The 15,644-nt window shown below is 61.6% G+C and carries 22 protein-coding genes and 1 pseudogene; 11 read left to right on the top strand and 12 right to left on the bottom strand.

The features are described from left to right. Window positions 1-29: 29 nt before the first annotated feature. Complete coding sequence (locus D3872_RS16910) at window positions 30-824, top strand: 3-hydroxybutyrate dehydrogenase (RefSeq protein ID WP_182915836.1); 795 nt, start codon at window positions 30-32, stop codon at window positions 822-824. A gap of 237 nt (window positions 825-1,061) precedes the next feature. Here the strand turns inward: D3872_RS16910 and D3872_RS26070 are convergent, their stop codons facing one another. Continuing rightward, a complete protein-coding gene (locus D3872_RS26070) occupies window positions 1,062-1,466 on the bottom strand; it encodes a hypothetical protein (RefSeq protein ID WP_220476952.1) in 405 nt (134 codons plus the stop codon). Further along, window positions 1,463-2,239 (bottom strand): hypothetical protein, encoded by a 777-nt coding sequence (locus D3872_RS26065; RefSeq protein WP_220476951.1) that lies wholly within the window; start codon window positions 2,237-2,239, stop codon window positions 1,463-1,465. The genes D3872_RS26070 and D3872_RS26065 overlap by 4 nt, the downstream gene beginning before the upstream one ends. A 187-nt stretch (window positions 2,240-2,426) precedes the next feature. Here D3872_RS26065 and D3872_RS16900 point away from each other — a divergent pair, with 187 nt between their 5' ends. Then, a complete protein-coding gene (locus D3872_RS16900; RefSeq protein WP_119811906.1) occupies window positions 2,427-3,728 on the top strand; it encodes a dicarboxylate/amino acid:cation symporter in 1,302 nt (433 codons plus the stop codon). Here D3872_RS16900 and D3872_RS16895 read toward each other — a convergent pair whose 3' ends face one another. Next, window positions 3,729-4,442, bottom strand: a complete 714-nt coding sequence (locus tag D3872_RS16895) for an SIMPL domain-containing protein (RefSeq protein WP_119811905.1) — start codon at window positions 4,440-4,442, stop codon at window positions 3,729-3,731. Window positions 4,443-4,594: 152 nt separating this feature from the next. Between D3872_RS16895 and D3872_RS16890 the strand changes: the two genes are divergently transcribed. The 3 genes and pseudogenes from D3872_RS16890 to D3872_RS27515 all read left to right on the top strand — a co-directional run bounded on the left by D3872_RS16890 (window position 4,595) and on the right by D3872_RS27515 (window position 6,231). Further along, window positions 4,595-4,978, top strand: a complete 384-nt coding sequence (locus tag D3872_RS16890) for a BlaI/MecI/CopY family transcriptional regulator (protein ID WP_119811904.1) — start codon at window positions 4,595-4,597, stop codon at window positions 4,976-4,978. Further along, window positions 4,975-5,712 (top strand): annotated as a pseudogene (locus D3872_RS27520) (M56 family metallopeptidase); the annotation flags it as partial. The gene D3872_RS16890 and the pseudogene D3872_RS27520, both read left to right, overlap by 4 nt. A 111-nt stretch (window positions 5,713-5,823) precedes the next feature. Further along, window positions 5,824-6,231 (top strand): energy transducer TonB, encoded by a 408-nt coding sequence (locus D3872_RS27515; RefSeq protein ID WP_370660973.1) that lies wholly within the window; start codon window positions 5,824-5,826, stop codon window positions 6,229-6,231. A 50-nt stretch (window positions 6,232-6,281) separates the two neighbouring features. On the opposite strand, the gene D3872_RS16880 is transcribed toward D3872_RS27515, so the two are convergent. Further along, complete coding sequence (locus tag D3872_RS16880) at window positions 6,282-6,926, bottom strand: DUF1109 domain-containing protein (RefSeq protein WP_119811902.1); 645 nt, start codon at window positions 6,924-6,926, stop codon at window positions 6,282-6,284. Continuing rightward, window positions 6,923-7,468, bottom strand: a complete 546-nt coding sequence (locus D3872_RS16875) for a sigma-70 family RNA polymerase sigma factor (protein WP_119811901.1) — start codon at window positions 7,466-7,468, stop codon at window positions 6,923-6,925. Before D3872_RS16875 ends, D3872_RS16880 begins: the two co-directional genes overlap by 4 nt. Window positions 7,469-7,660: 192 nt before the next feature. Here D3872_RS16875 and D3872_RS16870 point away from each other — a divergent pair, with 192 nt between their 5' ends. From D3872_RS16870 to D3872_RS16855, 4 genes are read left to right on the top strand one after another with little or no spacing between them, the layout of a single operon-like run. Continuing rightward, window positions 7,661-7,948 carry a BufA1 family periplasmic bufferin-type metallophore gene (locus D3872_RS16870; protein ID WP_119811942.1) on the top strand — a complete coding sequence of 96 codons (288 nt, stop codon included), beginning with the start codon at window positions 7,661-7,663 and terminating at the stop codon, window positions 7,946-7,948. A gap of 27 nt (window positions 7,949-7,975) precedes the next feature. Then, the gene (gene bufB, locus D3872_RS16865) at window positions 7,976-8,821 is read left to right on the top strand and encodes an MNIO family bufferin maturase (RefSeq protein ID WP_119811900.1); all 846 of its coding nucleotides are present in this window, start codon (window positions 7,976-7,978) and stop codon (window positions 8,819-8,821) included. Further along, a complete protein-coding gene (locus D3872_RS16860) occupies window positions 8,818-9,594 on the top strand; it encodes an HvfC/BufC N-terminal domain-containing protein (RefSeq protein WP_119811899.1) in 777 nt (258 codons plus the stop codon). The genes bufB and D3872_RS16860 overlap by 4 nt, the downstream gene beginning before the upstream one ends. A gap of 12 nt (window positions 9,595-9,606) precedes the next feature. After that, window positions 9,607-10,086: a DoxX family protein gene (locus D3872_RS16855; RefSeq protein ID WP_119811898.1), complete on the top strand. Its 480-nt coding sequence runs from the start codon at window positions 9,607-9,609 to the stop codon at window positions 10,084-10,086. 90 nt (window positions 10,087-10,176) lie between these two features. Here D3872_RS16855 and D3872_RS16850 read toward each other — a convergent pair whose 3' ends face one another. Both D3872_RS16850 and D3872_RS16845 read right to left on the bottom strand, forming a co-directional pair. Continuing rightward, window positions 10,177-10,827: a 3-oxoacid CoA-transferase subunit B gene (locus D3872_RS16850; protein WP_119811897.1), complete on the bottom strand. Its 651-nt coding sequence runs from the start codon at window positions 10,825-10,827 to the stop codon at window positions 10,177-10,179. A gap of 20 nt (window positions 10,828-10,847) precedes the next feature. Beyond that, a complete protein-coding gene (locus D3872_RS16845) occupies window positions 10,848-11,546 on the bottom strand; it encodes a CoA transferase subunit A (protein WP_119811896.1) in 699 nt (232 codons plus the stop codon). A 122-nt stretch (window positions 11,547-11,668) separates the two neighbouring features. Between D3872_RS16845 and D3872_RS16840 the strand changes: the two genes are divergently transcribed. After that, window positions 11,669-12,229 (top strand): LuxR C-terminal-related transcriptional regulator, encoded by a 561-nt coding sequence (locus D3872_RS16840; RefSeq protein ID WP_119811895.1) that lies wholly within the window; start codon window positions 11,669-11,671, stop codon window positions 12,227-12,229. A 16-nt stretch (window positions 12,230-12,245) separates the two neighbouring features. Here D3872_RS16840 and D3872_RS16835 read toward each other — a convergent pair whose 3' ends face one another. Then, window positions 12,246-12,617, bottom strand: coding sequence for a GYD domain-containing protein (locus tag D3872_RS16835; RefSeq protein WP_119811894.1), 372 nt, complete (start codon window positions 12,615-12,617; stop codon window positions 12,246-12,248). Window positions 12,618-12,851: 234 nt separating this feature from the next. Here D3872_RS16835 and D3872_RS16830 point away from each other — a divergent pair, with 234 nt between their 5' ends. Then, the gene (locus D3872_RS16830; protein WP_119811893.1) at window positions 12,852-13,733 is read left to right on the top strand and encodes a bile acid:sodium symporter family protein; all 882 of its coding nucleotides are present in this window, start codon (window positions 12,852-12,854) and stop codon (window positions 13,731-13,733) included. Window positions 13,734-13,735: 2 nt separating this feature from the next. On the opposite strand, the gene D3872_RS27095 is transcribed toward D3872_RS16830, so the two are convergent. From D3872_RS27095 to D3872_RS25730, 4 genes are all read right to left on the bottom strand, one after another. Then, complete coding sequence (locus tag D3872_RS27095) at window positions 13,736-13,864, bottom strand: hypothetical protein (RefSeq protein ID WP_274381734.1); 129 nt, start codon at window positions 13,862-13,864, stop codon at window positions 13,736-13,738. 204 nt (window positions 13,865-14,068) lie between these two features. Continuing rightward, the gene (locus D3872_RS27090) at window positions 14,069-14,479 is read right to left on the bottom strand and encodes an EAL domain-containing protein (protein WP_147373902.1); all 411 of its coding nucleotides are present in this window, start codon (window positions 14,477-14,479) and stop codon (window positions 14,069-14,071) included. Continuing rightward, window positions 14,464-15,009, bottom strand: coding sequence for an EAL domain-containing protein (locus D3872_RS27085; protein WP_182915835.1), 546 nt, complete (start codon window positions 15,007-15,009; stop codon window positions 14,464-14,466). Before D3872_RS27085 ends, D3872_RS27090 begins: the two co-directional genes overlap by 16 nt. A gap of 112 nt (window positions 15,010-15,121) precedes the next feature. Further along, window positions 15,122-15,644: hypothetical protein (locus tag D3872_RS25730; RefSeq protein WP_220476950.1), on the bottom strand; the 523-nt coding region annotated here is incomplete at its 5' end.

Below are 15,644 nucleotides of genomic sequence, written 5' to 3'. Positions count from 1 at the left end.
CCAGCCAATCCATTCTTCCAGAGGACACAATGACTACAAGCATGCTAAGCGGCAAAACAGCACTCGTAACTGGCTCGACATCCGGCATTGGACTGGGCATCGCGCGGTCGCTGGCCCAGCAAGGCGCTAACATCGTATTCAACGGCTTCGGCGACGCGCAGCAGATCGAAAAGCTCCATACGGAGGTCGGCCAGGAATTCGGTGTGCGGACCGCTTACCACAATGCGGACATGTCCAAGCCGGCCGAAATCGAGGCCCTGATGAAGTTCGCCGGTGAAAAGTTCGGCGGCATCGATATCCTGGTCAACAACGCGGGCATCCAGCACGTGGCCAATATCGAGGATTTCCCGCCCGAGAAGTGGGACGCGATCATCGCGATCAACCTCACCTCGGCCTTCCACACCACCCGCCTGGCGCTGCCGGGCATGAAGCAGAAGAACTGGGGCCGCATCATCAACCTGGCGTCGGTACACGGCATGGTCGGGTCGGCGCAGAAGTCGGCCTACGTGGCGAGCAAGCACGGGCTGGTTGGATTCACCAAGGTGACCGCGCTGGAGACCGCGCAGACCGGCGTGACCTGCAACGCGATCTGTCCGGGATGGGTGTTGACGCCGCTGGTGCAAAAGCAGGTGGACGACCGCGCGGTGCGCGAAGGCACCAGCAATGATGCGGCCAAGAAGGCGCTGCTGGCCGAGAAGCAGCCATCTGGGGAGTTTGTGACGCCTGAGGAACTGGGGGCGCTGGCGGTGTTCTTCTGCAGCCCTGCGGCGAACCAGGTGCGGGGCGTGGCGTGGAATATGGATGGGGGTTGGGTGGCGCAGTAATCGCCACGGTGCATTCGGCGGATGCTCTCGCCTTGGGAGCATCCGCTTGCAAGCGGATGCCGTTTCGCAGGCGAATCGCATGCGATTCGAAACCCCTGCTTCACCGCGCTGCGCGCATCCGCCGCCCGCAGCGTTACCTGATCCCGCTCGCCAGCCTCGGCGACGACAGCAACTGCTTGAACGCCTCCCAACGCTGCGCCCGCGCCTTGACCGGATCCTTCGAGGTCACGTGGCGTTTCACATACGCTTCCACCAGGTCCTTGCCAGGTTGTAGTTGATCACATACCCGCGCAGCCCATCATAGAAGCTCACGCGCTGCGGTGCCTTCTCCGGCGGGTACAGCTGCACGTTGACCAGCCAATCAATGGTCTCTTCCTTGGTCCACTTGCCGTTCAGGTAGTTCATCGCCGCGTCATTGTCCGCATAGCTCAGCTTGCCAAGCAGCTTGCGCAGCTGGGCGTACTTCTTGGCCAGCTTGGGATCCAGCCCCGCCATCGGGAACAGCACGTCGCGCTCGAACGCCAGCCGCTCCGCATCCGTGAACGCCATCTCGATACCGTAGTTGGCGCTGCCTTCGGCGATCAGCGACATCGGCGAATACAGCGGATACACGCTGAACTCGGTCCAGCCCTTATCCTTCACCAGCGACTTTTCCAGCAGCGCGTTGTACGCGTGATGGCCGGGATAGCCTTCATGGCAGCCCAGGTCGACCGCGCGGTCGATGTAGATCGGGAACTCGGTATTGATCTGGATGAGGCTCTGCGCGTTGCCTTGTACCAGTTGTAGCCGCTCCACGGCTTGTTGGTCACGAACTCCAGCACAAAGCTTTCGTTGGCCGGCAAGTCGATGTACTTCGCGCTGCGCGCGCGGCATTCCTTGATCGACGCGTCGAACACCGGCTTGAGCTTGTCCTTCGGGATCACCATCTTGTCGCGGAAGACCTTCAGCCGTTCCGGCACGGTGCCTTTGCCAGGCAACAGCTTGTCGATTTCGGCCACCAGCTTCAGGTAGTAGGCGCGGTCGTGGTGCGGCGACACCGCGTCGTACAGGCGCGCGGTTTCATCGTCGAAGCTGAACTTCTGGCCGTTCAGCATGTCGATGCGGGTCAGCATGGACGAAAGCTGCTTGTTCAGGAATTCGATGCGCAGGGTTTCGTCCGCGCTGGCGGCCTTCTGGCCCGCCAGGTCCTTCAGCGCCGCGTCGACTTCGGCGCGGATGGTGGCCAGGCTCTTCTTTGCGTCGGTGGCTTCCTTCTGCAGTTCCGCCGGGCCGTAGTAGGCGTCCACGTAGGAGCTGTCGTGCACGCCGATGGCAAGCACCAGCTTCATGTAGCGCTCGGCGACGTCCTGCACCGATGCGGCAAATGCGCTGCTGGCCAGCAGCATTGCGGCGCCGCCCAAAATAATCTTCTTCATAGTGTCCCGATTTTTTAGTTGTTGAGGCGACGACATTATGCATCAGCGCGGCGGCGGCGCAATCGCTTGCCACATGGAATGAGCCTGGCCGTCGTCCAGCGATGCCTGCGGATATCCACAATAGCCCGCCAATCAGGATTCGACAATCATGTAAACACACCACCACTTCCCTGAAGCGAGTCCCGCCATGAAAAAGCCGTTCTACAAAGTGTTGTACATCCAGGTGCTGTTCGCCATTGCCTGTGGCGTGCTGCTCGGCGTGTTCTACCCGAAGCTGGGCGTGGACATGAAGCCGCTCGGCGACGGCTTCATCAAGCTGATCAAGATGATCATCGCCCCGGTGATCTTCTGCACCGTGGTAGCCGGTATCGCCGGCATGCAGGACATGAAGAAAATCGGCCGGGTCGGCGGCAAGGCCCTGCTTTACTTTGAAGTCGTATCGACCTTCGCGCTGGCCATCGGCCTGGTGGTGGCCAACCTGGCCAAGCCGGGCGCCGGCTTCAATGTCGATGCGTCCCACCTGGACGCCTCGTCCATCGCGCAATACACCGACAAGGCCAAGTCGCAAGGCACGGTCGACTTCGTGCTGAACATCATCCCGAACACGGTGGTGGATGCGTTTGCCAAGGGCGACATCCTGCAGGTGCTGCTGTTCGCGATCCTGTTCGGCTTCGCGCTGTCGATGCTCGGCGAGCGCGGCCGTCCCATCACCCGCGCCATCGACGATCTGTCGCACGTCATCTTCGGCATCGTCAACATGGTGATGAAGCTGGCCCCGATCGGCGCGTTCGGCGCGATGGCCTTCACCATCGGCAAATACGGCCTCGAGTCGCTGGTGCCGCTGGCCAAGCTGATGGGTTCGTTCTACCTGACCTGCGCGCTGTTCGTGTTCATCGTGCTGGGCGGCATTGCCCGCATGACCGGTTTCTCGATCTTCCGCTTCATCGCCTACATCAAGGAAGAACTGCTGATCGTGCTCGGCACCAGTTCATCGGAAAGCGCCCTGCCCGCCCTGATGCGCAAGCTTGAAAAACTGGGCTGCTCGAAACCCGTGGTCGGCCTCGTCGTTCCTACCGGCTACTCGTTCAACCTGGACGGCACCAACATCTACATGACCATGGCAGCCCTGTTCGTCGCCCAGGCGACCAACACCGACCTGACCCTGACCCAGCAGCTGACCATCCTCGGCGTAGCGATGCTGACCTCGAAAGGCGCTTCCGGCATCACCGGCGCCGGCTTCATCACGCTGGCGGCAACGCTGGCCGTGGTCCCGACCATCCCGGTCGCGGGCATGGCGCTGATCCTGGGCATCGACCGCTTCATGAGCGAATGCCGTGCCCTGACCAACTTCGTCGGCAACGGCGTGGCGACGGTGGTGGTATCGCGCTGGGAAAACGAGCTGGACCGCGATCGCATGGCCAGCGAGCTGGCTGCGCCATCGCACCACAGCCAGCCCGACGAAGTGGCCGTGATCCGCAAGGCAGCTTGATTACTTCAGCCTGAAAATCATGTCGACCGGCTGGACCAGCTTGATGATCTCGATCGCAAGCAGGTCCTGCCGGTTGTAAGCACTCCGGGTACCGCCCCGCGAGTAGTTAGTGTCCTGGGGTGCAAGGCCCATCGCCCGCGTCAAGTTCTTCAGGTTGCCCGATGTCACCGCGGTTACCGCTCCCAGTTTCAGTCCCGCCCCCTTTGCCATCGCCAGCGCCTTCTTGCGTGCGGCGGCCATGGCCTGCTCCATCAGTTCCATCTCCACTTTGTCGCGCTGACTGGTATCGAAGGCCGTCGCGAAGCCATCCAGGTTGGGCATGCCGATCAGCGGCGACACCAGCTCGCGCCACTTCGACATGTCGGTCAGCTTGATGTGCACGCCCGCGCGAATGTCGTAGAACGGCGCGGCCGGCTCGCCTTCCTTCACCTTGCGCAGGTCCTTGCGGACATCGCGGATCTCCAGGTTGTCGGCAGTAACGCCCAGCCCCTCGGCCAAGGCGCGTACCTGCGCGATGCGGCTTTCAACCAGCGCACGCGCGGCTTCAGGATCGACGTCGCCCGCCGTGATCTCGAAGTCGATCTCGCCAATGTCGGGCGCAATGTAGCGCGAACCCGATGCGTCCACGTGCACGAAGGGATACGCGGGCAACTCCGCCGCACCGGCAACTGAAGCGAGCGCGAGCGCGCCGACGAGAACGATTGCTTTCAACATAAGGTCTCCTGAAAAGTTTTCTGAAAGCCGAAGAATATGTTCTGTAGACAAACATGTCTACTTAAATTTTTACCTGTAATTCCTCCTAAAAGTTTTTTGTAGACATCAGTGTCTAGACAGACTATTCTAGAAAAAGACCTTGAAGGATTGCCATGCCGACGACACCCACGCCACCCAAACCGACGCCTGCGGAACTGGACTTGCTCCAGACCCTATGGCCGCTCGGCTCCGCCACTGCGAAACAGGTGCACCAGGAAATCATCAAGCAGCGCCCCGAGGTGAGCTACGCCACCGTGCTGCGCCTCATGCAGATCATGCACACCAAGGGCATCCTGATCCGCGACGAAAGCGACCGATCGCACGTATATGCGCCGGCGCAGGCACAGGACTCGCTGCAGACCAACCTGCTCAAGGACCTGATCCAGAAGGCTTTTTCCGGTTCGGCCAAGGCGCTGGTGCTGGCTGCGCTGCGCAGCGGCATCTCGAAAAAAGAACGCGAAGAGATCGAAAAGCTCCTGAAGGAGGAAGACAAATGAGCGCATACGCATCGCATGTCGTCGGCAGCCTCGGCTGGACGCTGGTTCACTTCCTGTGGCAGGGCCTCGTCCTCGGCTGCGCCACCGCGCTGATGCTGACCGTGATGCGCAATGCGCGCCCCGGGCACCGCTATACGGTGGCTTGCACCGCCTTGTTCCTGTGCCTGGCCTGGCCGGCCCTTGACCTCTGGACGCGGCTGCAGGACGCTGGACCGGCCGCGAGCGCTACAGGATTTGGCGGCGCCACAACCGCGGGCGACAACGGCGGCGACGTGCTTGCGGCCTACCTGCAATCGAACCTGGCGTGGATCGTGGCGCTGTGGGCAGCATGCGCCAGCGTGCTGGCGCTGCGTATCGGCCTCGGCCTGCTCTGGGTGCGCCGCGTCGGCAAGCTGCCTGCAGGCGACGCCCATTGGCAGGCAAAGCTGTCGCGCATGGCGGCGCAGTTCGGCGTCAGCCGCAATGTGCGGCTGCGCGTGGTGGCGGACCTGGCGAGCCCGATCACCGCCGGATGGTGGAGCCCGGTCGTGCTGATTCCCGCTTCCCTGATTACCGGGATGCCGCCGCATTTGCTCGAAGCGCTGCTGGCGCACGAACTTGCCCACGTCAGGCGCCACGATTACCTGGTCAACCTTGCCCAGAACGTGGTTGAAACACTGCTGTTCTACCACCCGGCCGTCTGGTGGATCTCGGGCCGGATCCGGGCAGAACGCGAACAGATTGCAGACGATATCGCTGCATCGCAGTTGGGCGAGCCGCGCAGGCTGGCGCTCGCCCTGTCCGAACTGGAGCGTTTCCAGTTCTCATCACACCATCTGGCCCAAGCAGCCAACGGAGGAGACTTAATGACACGTATTAAACGACTGGTTCGTCCCGACACGCAGGCACTCAACTGGAAGGCTGCGATTCCCGTGCTCGGCCTGGCAGCTACGCTGTTGAGCGCATGTGCCAGCACCGCGCCTGCGCCGGAAGAAATCAAGGAGCGTGCCGTCGTCGATTTCAGCACCTGCGCCAAGCCGGTGTGGCCGGCCGAATCGCTCAAGAACGAGAACACGGGTGCGGTGACGCTGGCGTTCCTGATAGGCACGGACGGCAAGGTGAAGGATTCGTCGGTCAAGAAGAGCAGCGGGTTCGTGCCGCTGGATGAGGCGGCACGAGTCGGTATTGAAAAGTGCTCGTTCAAGCCGGCTACGGTAAATGGAAAGCCGGTGGAAGACTGGATGTTGATGCAGTATGTGTGGATGTTGAAATAATTTCCTTAGCCCGAGCACGCCGTTCCCGCTTTTCGCTGTAGCTTGTTCAATTACCAGCGCAGCAATCGCGGGCCGGTCACGGCGCCTGCAATGGCCGGAACCAACATGCCGAGCAAGTACCAGACCGCCAGGAAAGGTAGTTCCATCTCTGGACAATGCAGCGAATACACCGCCGCGCTCACCGCGCCGGCAAGCAGCCCCGCCGCACCGCCCGCAAGTGCGAGGCGCGTCGGCGCAAGTCCTTTCAGCGCCCACATGGCCGCGCCAAACACTGGAATCGACAGCAGGGGAATGTTGACCAGGCAGTATCGCCAGGTGTCACCAAAAACAAGGTCGCTGCGCTCGGCTGGCGCAGCATTGAGCAGTGCGGCGATGGCAAGCATCCACACCGTTGCCAGCAGCGCGGCAAGCGCTGTTCCCGGCGCGCGTCCAAGCCGCACTCCCGGGCGCGCCAATCGCGCCGCCGCGTAGCAGGCCGCAATGGCGATCGATGCGGGAAATGCCAGCTTCATCCAGAACATCGGCAGCGTCACGGCTTCGGCAATGTCCGGACGTACTCCCATCACGATCGCCATTGCCAGCGCCGTTCCGCACAGTCCCCATCCGAGCGCAGCCGTAAAGCGACGCGCTGTCGCATCCGGCGCGACCGCGCCTGCATCATTCGCAAGCAGTGCCGCAAGTTCATCCGTCTTCATTTTCCACCATTCATCTTCGCCGCGAGCGCCTTCAGGCCGCGATGCACGCCGACCTTAACGGCGGACTCCGACATCCCAGTCGCCCGGGCCGCCTCAACGACCGACAGGCCATCCAGTTTCACATACTGGATCGGCACGCGCTGCCGCTCGGGCAGTTGTTCAAGCAACTTCGCGATGTCGCGGCGCGCATCGGCTGCATCGGTGTCCGACGCTGCCAGCACGTCGCTCTCATCATCCAACGGGTCATTCAGCGCCTCTCGCCCCATGCGTCGGCGCAGCATATCGGCAAGCTTGTAGCGCGCGATCGCGTAGATCCAAGCCGTCAGCGGTTGGTCCGCGTCATAGGTATGACGATGGTTATGCACCGCCAGCAACGTTTCCTGGACCAGGTCCTCGACCTCATCCGGCAAGCGGACCAGCCGCTTTCTGAAGTAGGCCCGCAAGTGGGCACTGAGTTTCATCAGAAAAGCATGATAAGCGGTACTGTCACCCGAAAGGCCAAGTACCAGCAAGCCGTGCAAGCTGTCTTCGCTGACGCTCATGCGAAATCCCTGATGATATATTCGTCAATTTTTCGCATCTGGTTACAGGTGGCATCTAAAAAATAAGAATCATGATCGTCCTTGTAACCTGCGCCCACTTTCAAGCGAATTACCATGCAGACCGCCGGCTTCCTACGACTTTATCGGATCTGGGCGGGCTGCCTCTCAACAACCATTCACAGGAGCCTTATCATGGAAACCCGTACTCTCGCCGTTGCAGCCTTTACTGTTGCCGCCCTTGCCTCGGGCGTCACACAGGCACAGGACAAGAAAGCCACCGACAGCAAGCCCGCCATGGAAAAATGCTATGGCGTTTCACATGCAGGCAAGAACGACTGCGCCGCCGGCCCTGGCACCACTTGTGCCGGAACATCGAAAATGGATTATCAAGGCAACTCCTGGAAACACGTCCCTGCCGGTACTTGCACCAGCATCAAGACACCAAAGGGCAACGGTTCGCTTCAACCGATCAAGAGCTAAAGCCCTCACTATACGCATCTCGCCAACATGACCGCAATCCTGACAGCAGGGCTTGGCCTGAAGCCGCAACATTATGAAGCGGCGCTGGCCTGCCGCGCCGATGGATTGTGGTTCGAGGTGCACCCCGAGAACTATTTTGTCGCAGGCGGCCCACGTCTCGGATGGCTTGAGGCCATCCGGGCCGTGCACCCGATTTCCCTGCACGGTGTCGCGCTCTCGCTGGCCGCCGATGCCGCGCCAGATGCGACGCACCTCGAACGGCTTACTTTACTTGCGAATCGCATCGAACCGGCTCTGATATCGGAACACCTCGCCTGGTCCGCCTTGCGCGGCGCTTACCACCCCGACCTGCTGCCTTTCCCGAGAACGAACGAAGCATTGTCGCGCATCGCCGACAACATCGCGCGTACGCAAGCGACGCTCGCTCGACGCATCGCCATCGAAAACCCTGCACATTACGTGCATATCGATGGCCACGCATGGGAAGAAGTCGACTTTCTTGCCGAACTCGCCAAGCGAACCGGCTGCGGACTTCTTCTCGATGTCAACAACGTCTACGTTGGGGCGCGCAATCTCGGCTATTCGGCGACGGACTATATTGACCGTTTTCCCGCCGAACCGGTAATGGAAATTCACCTTGCTGGCCATACTCCCGACCCGAACCTGGGCGCCGCGCTGCTCATCGATTCGCACGATATGCCCGTCGCGCCTGAAGTATGGGCGCTTTACAAGCGGCTGATCGGCCGCATCGGTCCGCGCCCGACCTTGATCGAACGCGACGACAATCTGCCCGAGTTCGATGTCTTGCTGGCCGAGCGTGATAGCGCGCAAGCCTTGGCGCATTCGTCATGTGCAAAGGAAGCCTGCGGATGATTACCAGCCTCGCTCAATTCCAGGATCACTTTGCGCAGGCGCTGGCGACATCGGAACCTGACGCCGTGCCTGAAATCGCCGCCTTGGCGCGTCAGCCTGGGTTCTCGGTCTACCGCAACACCGTCTTGAAGGGCTGCATCGACGCCTTGCAGGCCAACTATCCGTCGGTGGCACGGCTGGTCGGCGAGGAATGGTTTCGCGCCGCCGCCGCAACGTATGTTCGCTTACAGCCGCCCCAAGACGCGCGCATGCTGTATTACGGCGCAGGATTTGCGGAGTTCCTGGCGCGTTTCGAACCCGCCGCCGATTTGTCCTACCTGCCCGATGTGGCGCGGCTCGACCGCTTGTGGACCGAGGCGCATGCGGCATGCGACGAATTACCGCTCGACCCCGCCGCGCTCTCCGGCCTCGACCCGGACGCGCTCGCCGGCACAGTGCTGCACCCGCACGCAAGCGCGCATTGGAGCTGGTTTGCGGAGCAGCCGATTTACACGATCTGGCGAAGAAACCGAGAGGCGCTCGACGATGGCAGCGAGATCGCGTGGCAGGGTGAAGGCGTACTACTGACGCGACCGCGCGGGGCGGTCGCATGGATCGCGCTCGATGCAGGGGGCTGCGCATTCCTTGACGCTTGCATGGCCAGCAACCCGCTGGCCGACGCGGCAACTGCAGCGCTCAACGCGCGACCAGATACCGACCTCGCGCAACTGCTCTCCACGCTGCTTGAGGCAGGCGCATTCGGCCGCATCGGCGGAACCTGCAAGCAATCCTAAAAAGGAGTCATCATGAACCACGCCGCCACTACCGCTGCCGAAACCGTCACCGTTGGCGGCATTCGGGGACGCTGGAACCGGGCTGCCGATACGCTGGCAAAGCTGATCAACCACACCTCGCTTGCGCTCATTGACCGCTTCGCGATAGCGGCAGTTTTCTTCTACTCGGGCCGCACCAAAGTCGACGGTTTCCTGACGGTAAACGACAGCGCCTACGCGCTTTTTCGCGACGAGTACAAGGTGCCGCTGATTCCGCCCGAGATCGCCGCGCACCTGGCCACCTATGCCGAACACCTGTTCCCGCTCCTGCTGGTGCTCGGCCTGATCACGCGCCTTTCCGCGCTTGCATTGCTCGGCATGACTGCCGTAATCCAGATCTTCGTGTATCCGGATGCATGGCCGACCCACCTGTCATGGGCCGGATTGCTGCTCTACCTGATCGCCCACGGCGCAGGACCAGCTTCGGTCGATCGCCTGATCGGGGTCAAGTGAGCACGCTTTCAGAGGGTAGCGCACAACGCCGCGGCGAAAACGAAAACGGGGCGCACTTCGCACCCCGTTCCCATTCCAGCTTTCAGCCGATTACACTGCCGATACGTCCAGCTCCGCCTGCGTAGCCTGCTGTACCTGCTCCCTGGTCACGCCAGGCGCCAGTTCAACCAGCTTCAACCCGCCCTCGGTCACTTCGATCACACCCAGGTCGGTAATGATCAGGTCCACCACCCCCACGCCGGTCAGCGGCAGGTCGCACTTGTGCAGGATCTTCGGCGAGGTGCTGCCGTCCTTGGCCGTCGCTACATGCTCCATCACGACAACCACGCGCTTGACGCCCGCCACCAGGTCCATCGCGCCGCCCATGCCCTTGACCATCTTGCCTGGGATCATCCAGTTGGCCAGGTCGCCCTTTTCCGACACCTGCATCGCGCCGAGGATCGCCAGGTTGATCTTGCCGCCGCGGATCATGCCAAAGGAGTCGGCCGAGCTGAAGTACGCCGAGCCAGGAAGCGCCGTCACGGTCTGCTTGCCGGCGTTGATCAGGTCAGCATCGACTTCCGCCTCGGTCGGGAACGGGCCGATGCCGAGCAGGCCGTTTTCCGACTGCAGGAACACTTCGATATCCTGCGGAACGTAGTTGGCCACCAGGGTCGGCAGGCCGATGCCCAGGTTCACATAGAAACCGTCTTGCAATTCTTTCGCCGCGCGCGCGGCCATTTGATCACGAGTCCAAGCCATGTTCTTCTCCGAATGCTGTCTTAGTTGGCACGCACGGTGCGCTGTTCGATGCGCTTTTCCGGCGTTGGGTTGACGACGATGCGCTGCACGAAGATGCTCGGCAGGTGCACCTGGTCCGGATCGATCTCGCCTACCTCGACCAGCTTTTCGACTTCGACGATGGTGATCTTGCCGGCCATCGCGACGTTCGGGTTGAAGTTGCGTGCGGTTTTGCGGAACACCAGGTTGCCCGCGCGGTCGGCCATGTAGGCCTTGACCAGCGACACGTCGGCTACCAGGCTGCGTTCCATCACGTACTGCTCGCCGTCGAATTCGCGCACTTCCTTGCCGTCCGCGACGATGGTGCCGACGCCGGTCTTGGTGAAGAAGGCCGGAATGCCGGCGCCGCCCGCGCGCAGCTTTTCAGCCAGCGTGCCTTGCGGGGTGAATTCGAGTTCGAGTTCGCCGGCCAGGTACTGGCGCGCGAATTCCTTGTTTTCGCCGACGTAGGACGAGATCATCTTCTTGATCTGGCGGGTGGTCAGCAGCTGGCCGAGGCCGAAGTCGTCGACGCCCGCATTGTTGGAGATGGCGGTCAGTCCGGTAACGCCGGAGTCGCGCAGCGCGAGGATCAGTTCCTCGGGAATGCCGCACAAACCGAAGCCGCCCACCGCGATGGTCTGGCCGTCCTTGACGATGCCGTCCAGCGCAGACGCCGCATCAGGATAAACTTTATTCATTCCTGTGTCCCTTTTTATGGTTAACTGCTGAGTAGATTCTCAGCATAAAATACGGCAGCCAAAAGTACAATACCGTAGAAATACCTGCAACCCTACACCCTGCGCCGCTTAATTTTTCTCAGATGACCGTATCCTACGCTATTGATTACGAAACGATTTTCAAATACGCGCCCGTGGGCATGTGCATCTCGGTCGACCGCGTGATCCAGGCCTGCAACGACGCGCTGGCCTCGATGTTCGGCTACGGCAGCTGCGAACTCGACGGCCAGTCGTTCCAGGTACTGTACCCGACCGCGGACGAATTCCTGCGCACCGGCGACCGCATCATCCCGATCATGAATACGCGCGGGCGCTACTCGGACGAGCGCATCATGCGCCGCGCCAACGGCGAGCTGTTCTGGTGTCACGTGAGCGGCCGCGCGCTCGACCCGAAGCAACCGCTGGGCGCCGGCGTGTGGACGTTCGAGGATGTCAGCGAGAAACGTCCGGTGACGGCCGAGCTGACGCCGCGCGAGCGCGAAGTGGCGGCGTTGTTGGTCGAAGGCAAGACCAGCAAGATCATCGCGCGCGACACAGGCCTCAGCCCGCGCACGGTGGAAATGCACCGCGCCAAGCTGATGCGCAAGTTCAGCGCGGCGACCTCGTCCGAGCTGGTGCACAAGCTGGTGGGAGTGTCGCGTTAAGAATCAGGGATGCCGCTTACACCAGGTGCCCGCCCTCACCTTCCCAATTCGCCACTTCGGGTTCAAGGTCGCGTCCGGGTGGCCGGTAAACGGCGGTCTTCTTCACGGCATCGTCAACCTCCTGCGGCGTCAGCAGCACAGTTGTCTTGAGCGTAGTCACTCCAGCTGCATTCACCCTGATCGAAAGTGCCGCGGCCGCCGCGTTGTCAGGCAGTTCGCCGATGATATAGACGTCCCGGTCGCCAAACGCAAAATAAAAGGCTTCAACCGTTCCTCCAAGCGACTTGAACAACTCCTCGACGGCGCCAAGCCGGCGGGTTCCGCCCTCCTTGATCAGGCCATTCAGGCCTTCGCTGAGATAGTTCGCTTCAAATAGAAATTTCGGCATTTCAATCTCCTTCCAAGTGGGCAATGTCCAACCCGGTAGGTGGCTCCTCTTGGTCAGCCTGTCGACGAGGGCCATGTCCGTACCTGAAGTATGCGCCTCCGCGAACTTGACGGCCAGTCGTTCCGGGTGCTATACCCGACCGTGGACGAATTCCTGCGCGCCAGGGACCACGCTTCCGGTAGTTCGAACAAATTGCATTCGCTTCAAATTCCAACCAAAAATAAGGAGACTTGAATGAGCAATTTCATTACGCTGCTGCCCACCCTGCTGATCGGCGCGCTCGCCCTGATCATGTTCGGCCTTGGCCTGTCGCTCACGCTGGGCGACTTCCGGCGCCTGCTCGGCCATCCCAAGGCTGTCGTGCTGGCGCTTGTCCTGCAAACCCTGGTGCTGCCGGCTATCTGCTACGGCCTGATCGTCGGCCTCGGCGTAGCGCCAATCTACGCCGTCGGCCTGATGCTGCTGGCGGCCTCGCCCGGCGGCGTGTCGGCCAACCTGTTCAGCCACCTGTTCGGCGGCAATGTGGCGATGAATATTTCGCTCACCGCCATCAATACCCTGCTCTCCATCGTCAGCCTGCCGCTGATCGCGAACTTCGCCATCGAGACCTTCGCCAGAACCGGCCAAGTGGTGCCGATGCAGACCGCGAAGGTGGTCGAGGTGATCGGCATCGTGCTCGTTCCAGTGGTGATCGGCATGTTCGTGAAGAGCCGCGCGCCACAGTTTGCCGCGCGCATGGACAAGCCGATGAAGCGCTTCTCGATGGTGGTGCTGGCCGCGCTGGCGACCATCGCCATCGCCAAGGAATGGACGGCGCTGACCGCCTCGTTCGCCTCCATCGGCCTGGCCGTGATCGCCTTCAACGCCTTCAGCCTGGGACTGGGCTACTACGTGCCGCGCATGATGGGCCTCGACAAGCCGAACGCGATTGCGATCGGCTACGAAATCGGCATCCATAACTCGACGCTGGCAATTTTCGTGGCGGTGTCGGTGCTGGGCGACTTCCAGCTGATGCTGCCGGCGGCGATCTATTCCGTCAGCATGTACGTGCTGGCGACCGCTTTCGGTTTCCTTGTGCTGGGAAGGCAATCGGCCGGCGCCGCGGCGCCGGCCTGATCTCAGCCGCGCACGGTGACGATGGTGGCCTGCTTGACATCCTCCCCTTCGTGAACGGAAGGGGATTCCCACTGCTGGCGTCTGATGCCCCAGACGGAAGCCGGCTGAAACGAGCCCAGCTTCTTATTCAATCCGCAGGATATCTTTCGACCTCGCCGATGGCGACTGCGGCTTGGAAAATGCGGTACTGGTGAACCATGCCCCAGCGCGTAATCGCTTACTGCGGCACTTATAAAATTTGACCGTGAACCAACAACAAGGTTCAACACATTTTTTGCTTGGACGGCTGCGGGCGCTACGCGTCCGACTCCTTTCACTCCCTGCCCTAAATCGGTTCAGTGTTCACTGGCGGCGATGGGCGCCGCCATCCGCTGCACGACGTCGGCGAAGGGCATCGGCCTTCCGAACAGCCATCCCTGCGCGTAGTGCACGCCGCGCTGGCGCAGGAATTGCGCCTGCCCCTCGGTCTCCACGCCTTCCACAACCATGTTCAGCTTCAGGCTCTTGGCCATCTCGATGATGTGCTGGACCACATGGCTGGTCGGCGCCTCGGTGGCGATGGCTTCGATGAAGCTCTTGTCGATCTTGAGGGAATCGACCTCCAGTGTTTCGAGGTAGGACAGGCTGGAATAGCCGGTGCCGAAGTCGTCGATGGCGACCCGGTAGCCCTTGGCACGGATGTCGCGCGTTGCCTCGCGCGCGGCACCGAGGTCGAGCAGCCCGCGCTCGGTCATTTCGAGGACCACGTTGCCCGGCGCGGCGCCAGTCTCTGCAAGCAGGGGTCGAGCGTGGCGGCAAGCTGGGGCGAATGCAGGTCCGCGGCAGGCAGGTTGACGGCGATGTGAAAGCCAGGGTGGCGTTTCAGGAAGTCGCCCGTATCGTGAGCCACCAGTTCGAACACGCGCCGCGTGAGCTCCAGGATCAGCTCGTCTTTCTCCACGATTGGGATGAACATCTCCGGCCCGACAAGTTCGCCTTCCGAACGCTGCCAGCGGATCAGCGCCTCGGCGCCTACCACTTCGCCGGTCTGCAGGTCGACGATCGGCTGGTACAGCAGGAAGAACTCGCGCCGCTTCAGGCCCGCCCTGATGGCCGAAGGAATCGACAGCTGCATGCGCGCCAGCAGCAGCACCGACGTGGCCAGCACGAGGCCGGCAACAACGCCCGCCGGCACCAGCCGCCGCGCCGCTTCCTTCGTGCGCGAGCTGAGGTAGTCGACCGGGACGGCGGCGACCGCGGCGGTGAGGTATCGGCTGGACTTTGCGACAGCGACCACGTGCTGCCCGCCGAGAAAGGTTATCTCTGTACGGTTAGATTGAGAATAAAAGGGTTTTACGTTCTTGGCAGTTAGAAATGGCGGCATGTTAACGTCACTGCCGGCGCATTGCTTATTTTGCCCTAGGCTCAGCGGGAACAGGTGCCGGTGCTTTTTCTGCTGCAGATCGGCCCGCCTCAAAGGCGCCAAGCGTGGTTTGCACGATAGACATATTAGACTGCTGAGTCCCGAGGTATGCGGCGAGCGCGATGCCGAGGACCGAAAGGACGGTCGTAAGCGACGTGATCCAAAGAGTCTGCTTGAGGCCGCCAGCGCGATCGGCTGCGGCTGCTGCGGTTTCGGCTGCAGCGGCCGCACGTTCCGCAAGCGATGCCATCGTTTGCTGATGACCTGCAAGCGTCGCAGTCACTGCCTGCTGCTGCCCGGTTATCGTTGCAATGAAGGCGTCGATCTTCCCCTCTATGGAGCGGACACGACCATCCATCCTGAGTTCTATGTTCTCAAGCTTGGCGTCGATCTCTTCTCGTGTTGGCGTGGTCATGTGCGTATCTTCTTCCGCTTCCTTGGCGCTGTCAATCGCGCTCGGCAATTCCGCCTGCGCTTCGGCCAAACGCCGGTTGATCTCTTCTGTTTTG

This window comes from Massilia cavernae (genome assembly GCF_003590855.1).
GTDB lineage: Bacteria > Pseudomonadota > Gammaproteobacteria > Burkholderiales > Burkholderiaceae_D > Telluria_A > Telluria_A cavernae.
Note: the sequence above shows the minus strand (reverse complement) of the source record. Positions and strands in the feature narration are given on the sequence as shown.

Excerpts from the sequence above, each read along its gene's own strand:
- D3872_RS16845 (WP_119811896.1), bottom strand. The coding sequence starts at position 11,546 with ATGAATAAAGTTTATCCTGATGCGGCGTCTGCGCTGGACGGCATCGTC.
- bufB (WP_119811900.1), top strand. The coding sequence starts at position 7,976 with ATGACCGCAATCCTGACAGCAGGGCTTGGCCTGAAGCCGCAACATTAT.
- D3872_RS27515 (WP_370660973.1), top strand. The coding sequence starts at position 5,824 with ATGACACGTATTAAACGACTGGTTCGTCCCGACACGCAGGCACTCAAC.
- D3872_RS16880 (WP_119811902.1), bottom strand. The coding sequence starts at position 6,926 with ATGAAGACGGATGAACTTGCGGCACTGCTTGCGAATGATGCAGGCGCG.
- D3872_RS16870 (WP_119811942.1), top strand. The coding sequence starts at position 7,661 with ATGGAAACCCGTACTCTCGCCGTTGCAGCCTTTACTGTTGCCGCCCTT.
- D3872_RS16850 (WP_119811897.1), bottom strand. The coding sequence starts at position 10,827 with ATGGCTTGGACTCGTGATCAAATGGCCGCGCGCGCGGCGAAAGAATTG.
- D3872_RS16860 (WP_119811899.1), top strand. The coding sequence starts at position 8,818 with ATGATTACCAGCCTCGCTCAATTCCAGGATCACTTTGCGCAGGCGCTG.
- D3872_RS16910 (WP_182915836.1), top strand. The coding sequence starts at position 30 with ATGACTACAAGCATGCTAAGCGGCAAAACAGCACTCGTAACTGGCTCG.
- D3872_RS16840 (WP_119811895.1), top strand. The coding sequence starts at position 11,669 with ATGACCGTATCCTACGCTATTGATTACGAAACGATTTTCAAATACGCG.
- D3872_RS16830 (WP_119811893.1), top strand. The coding sequence starts at position 12,852 with ATGAGCAATTTCATTACGCTGCTGCCCACCCTGCTGATCGGCGCGCTC.
- D3872_RS16875 (WP_119811901.1), bottom strand. The coding sequence starts at position 7,468 with ATGAGCGTCAGCGAAGACAGCTTGCACGGCTTGCTGGTACTTGGCCTT.
- D3872_RS16835 (WP_119811894.1), bottom strand. The coding sequence starts at position 12,617 with ATGCCGAAATTTCTATTTGAAGCGAACTATCTCAGCGAAGGCCTGAAT.
- D3872_RS26065 (WP_220476951.1), bottom strand. The coding sequence starts at position 2,239 with ATGAAGAAGATTATTTTGGGCGGCGCCGCAATGCTGCTGGCCAGCAGC.
- D3872_RS16895 (WP_119811905.1), bottom strand. The coding sequence starts at position 4,442 with ATGTTGAAAGCAATCGTTCTCGTCGGCGCGCTCGCGCTCGCTTCAGTT.
- D3872_RS16900 (WP_119811906.1), top strand. The coding sequence starts at position 2,427 with ATGAAAAAGCCGTTCTACAAAGTGTTGTACATCCAGGTGCTGTTCGCC.
- D3872_RS16890 (WP_119811904.1), top strand. The coding sequence starts at position 4,595 with ATGCCGACGACACCCACGCCACCCAAACCGACGCCTGCGGAACTGGAC.
- D3872_RS16855 (WP_119811898.1), top strand. The coding sequence starts at position 9,607 with ATGAACCACGCCGCCACTACCGCTGCCGAAACCGTCACCGTTGGCGGC.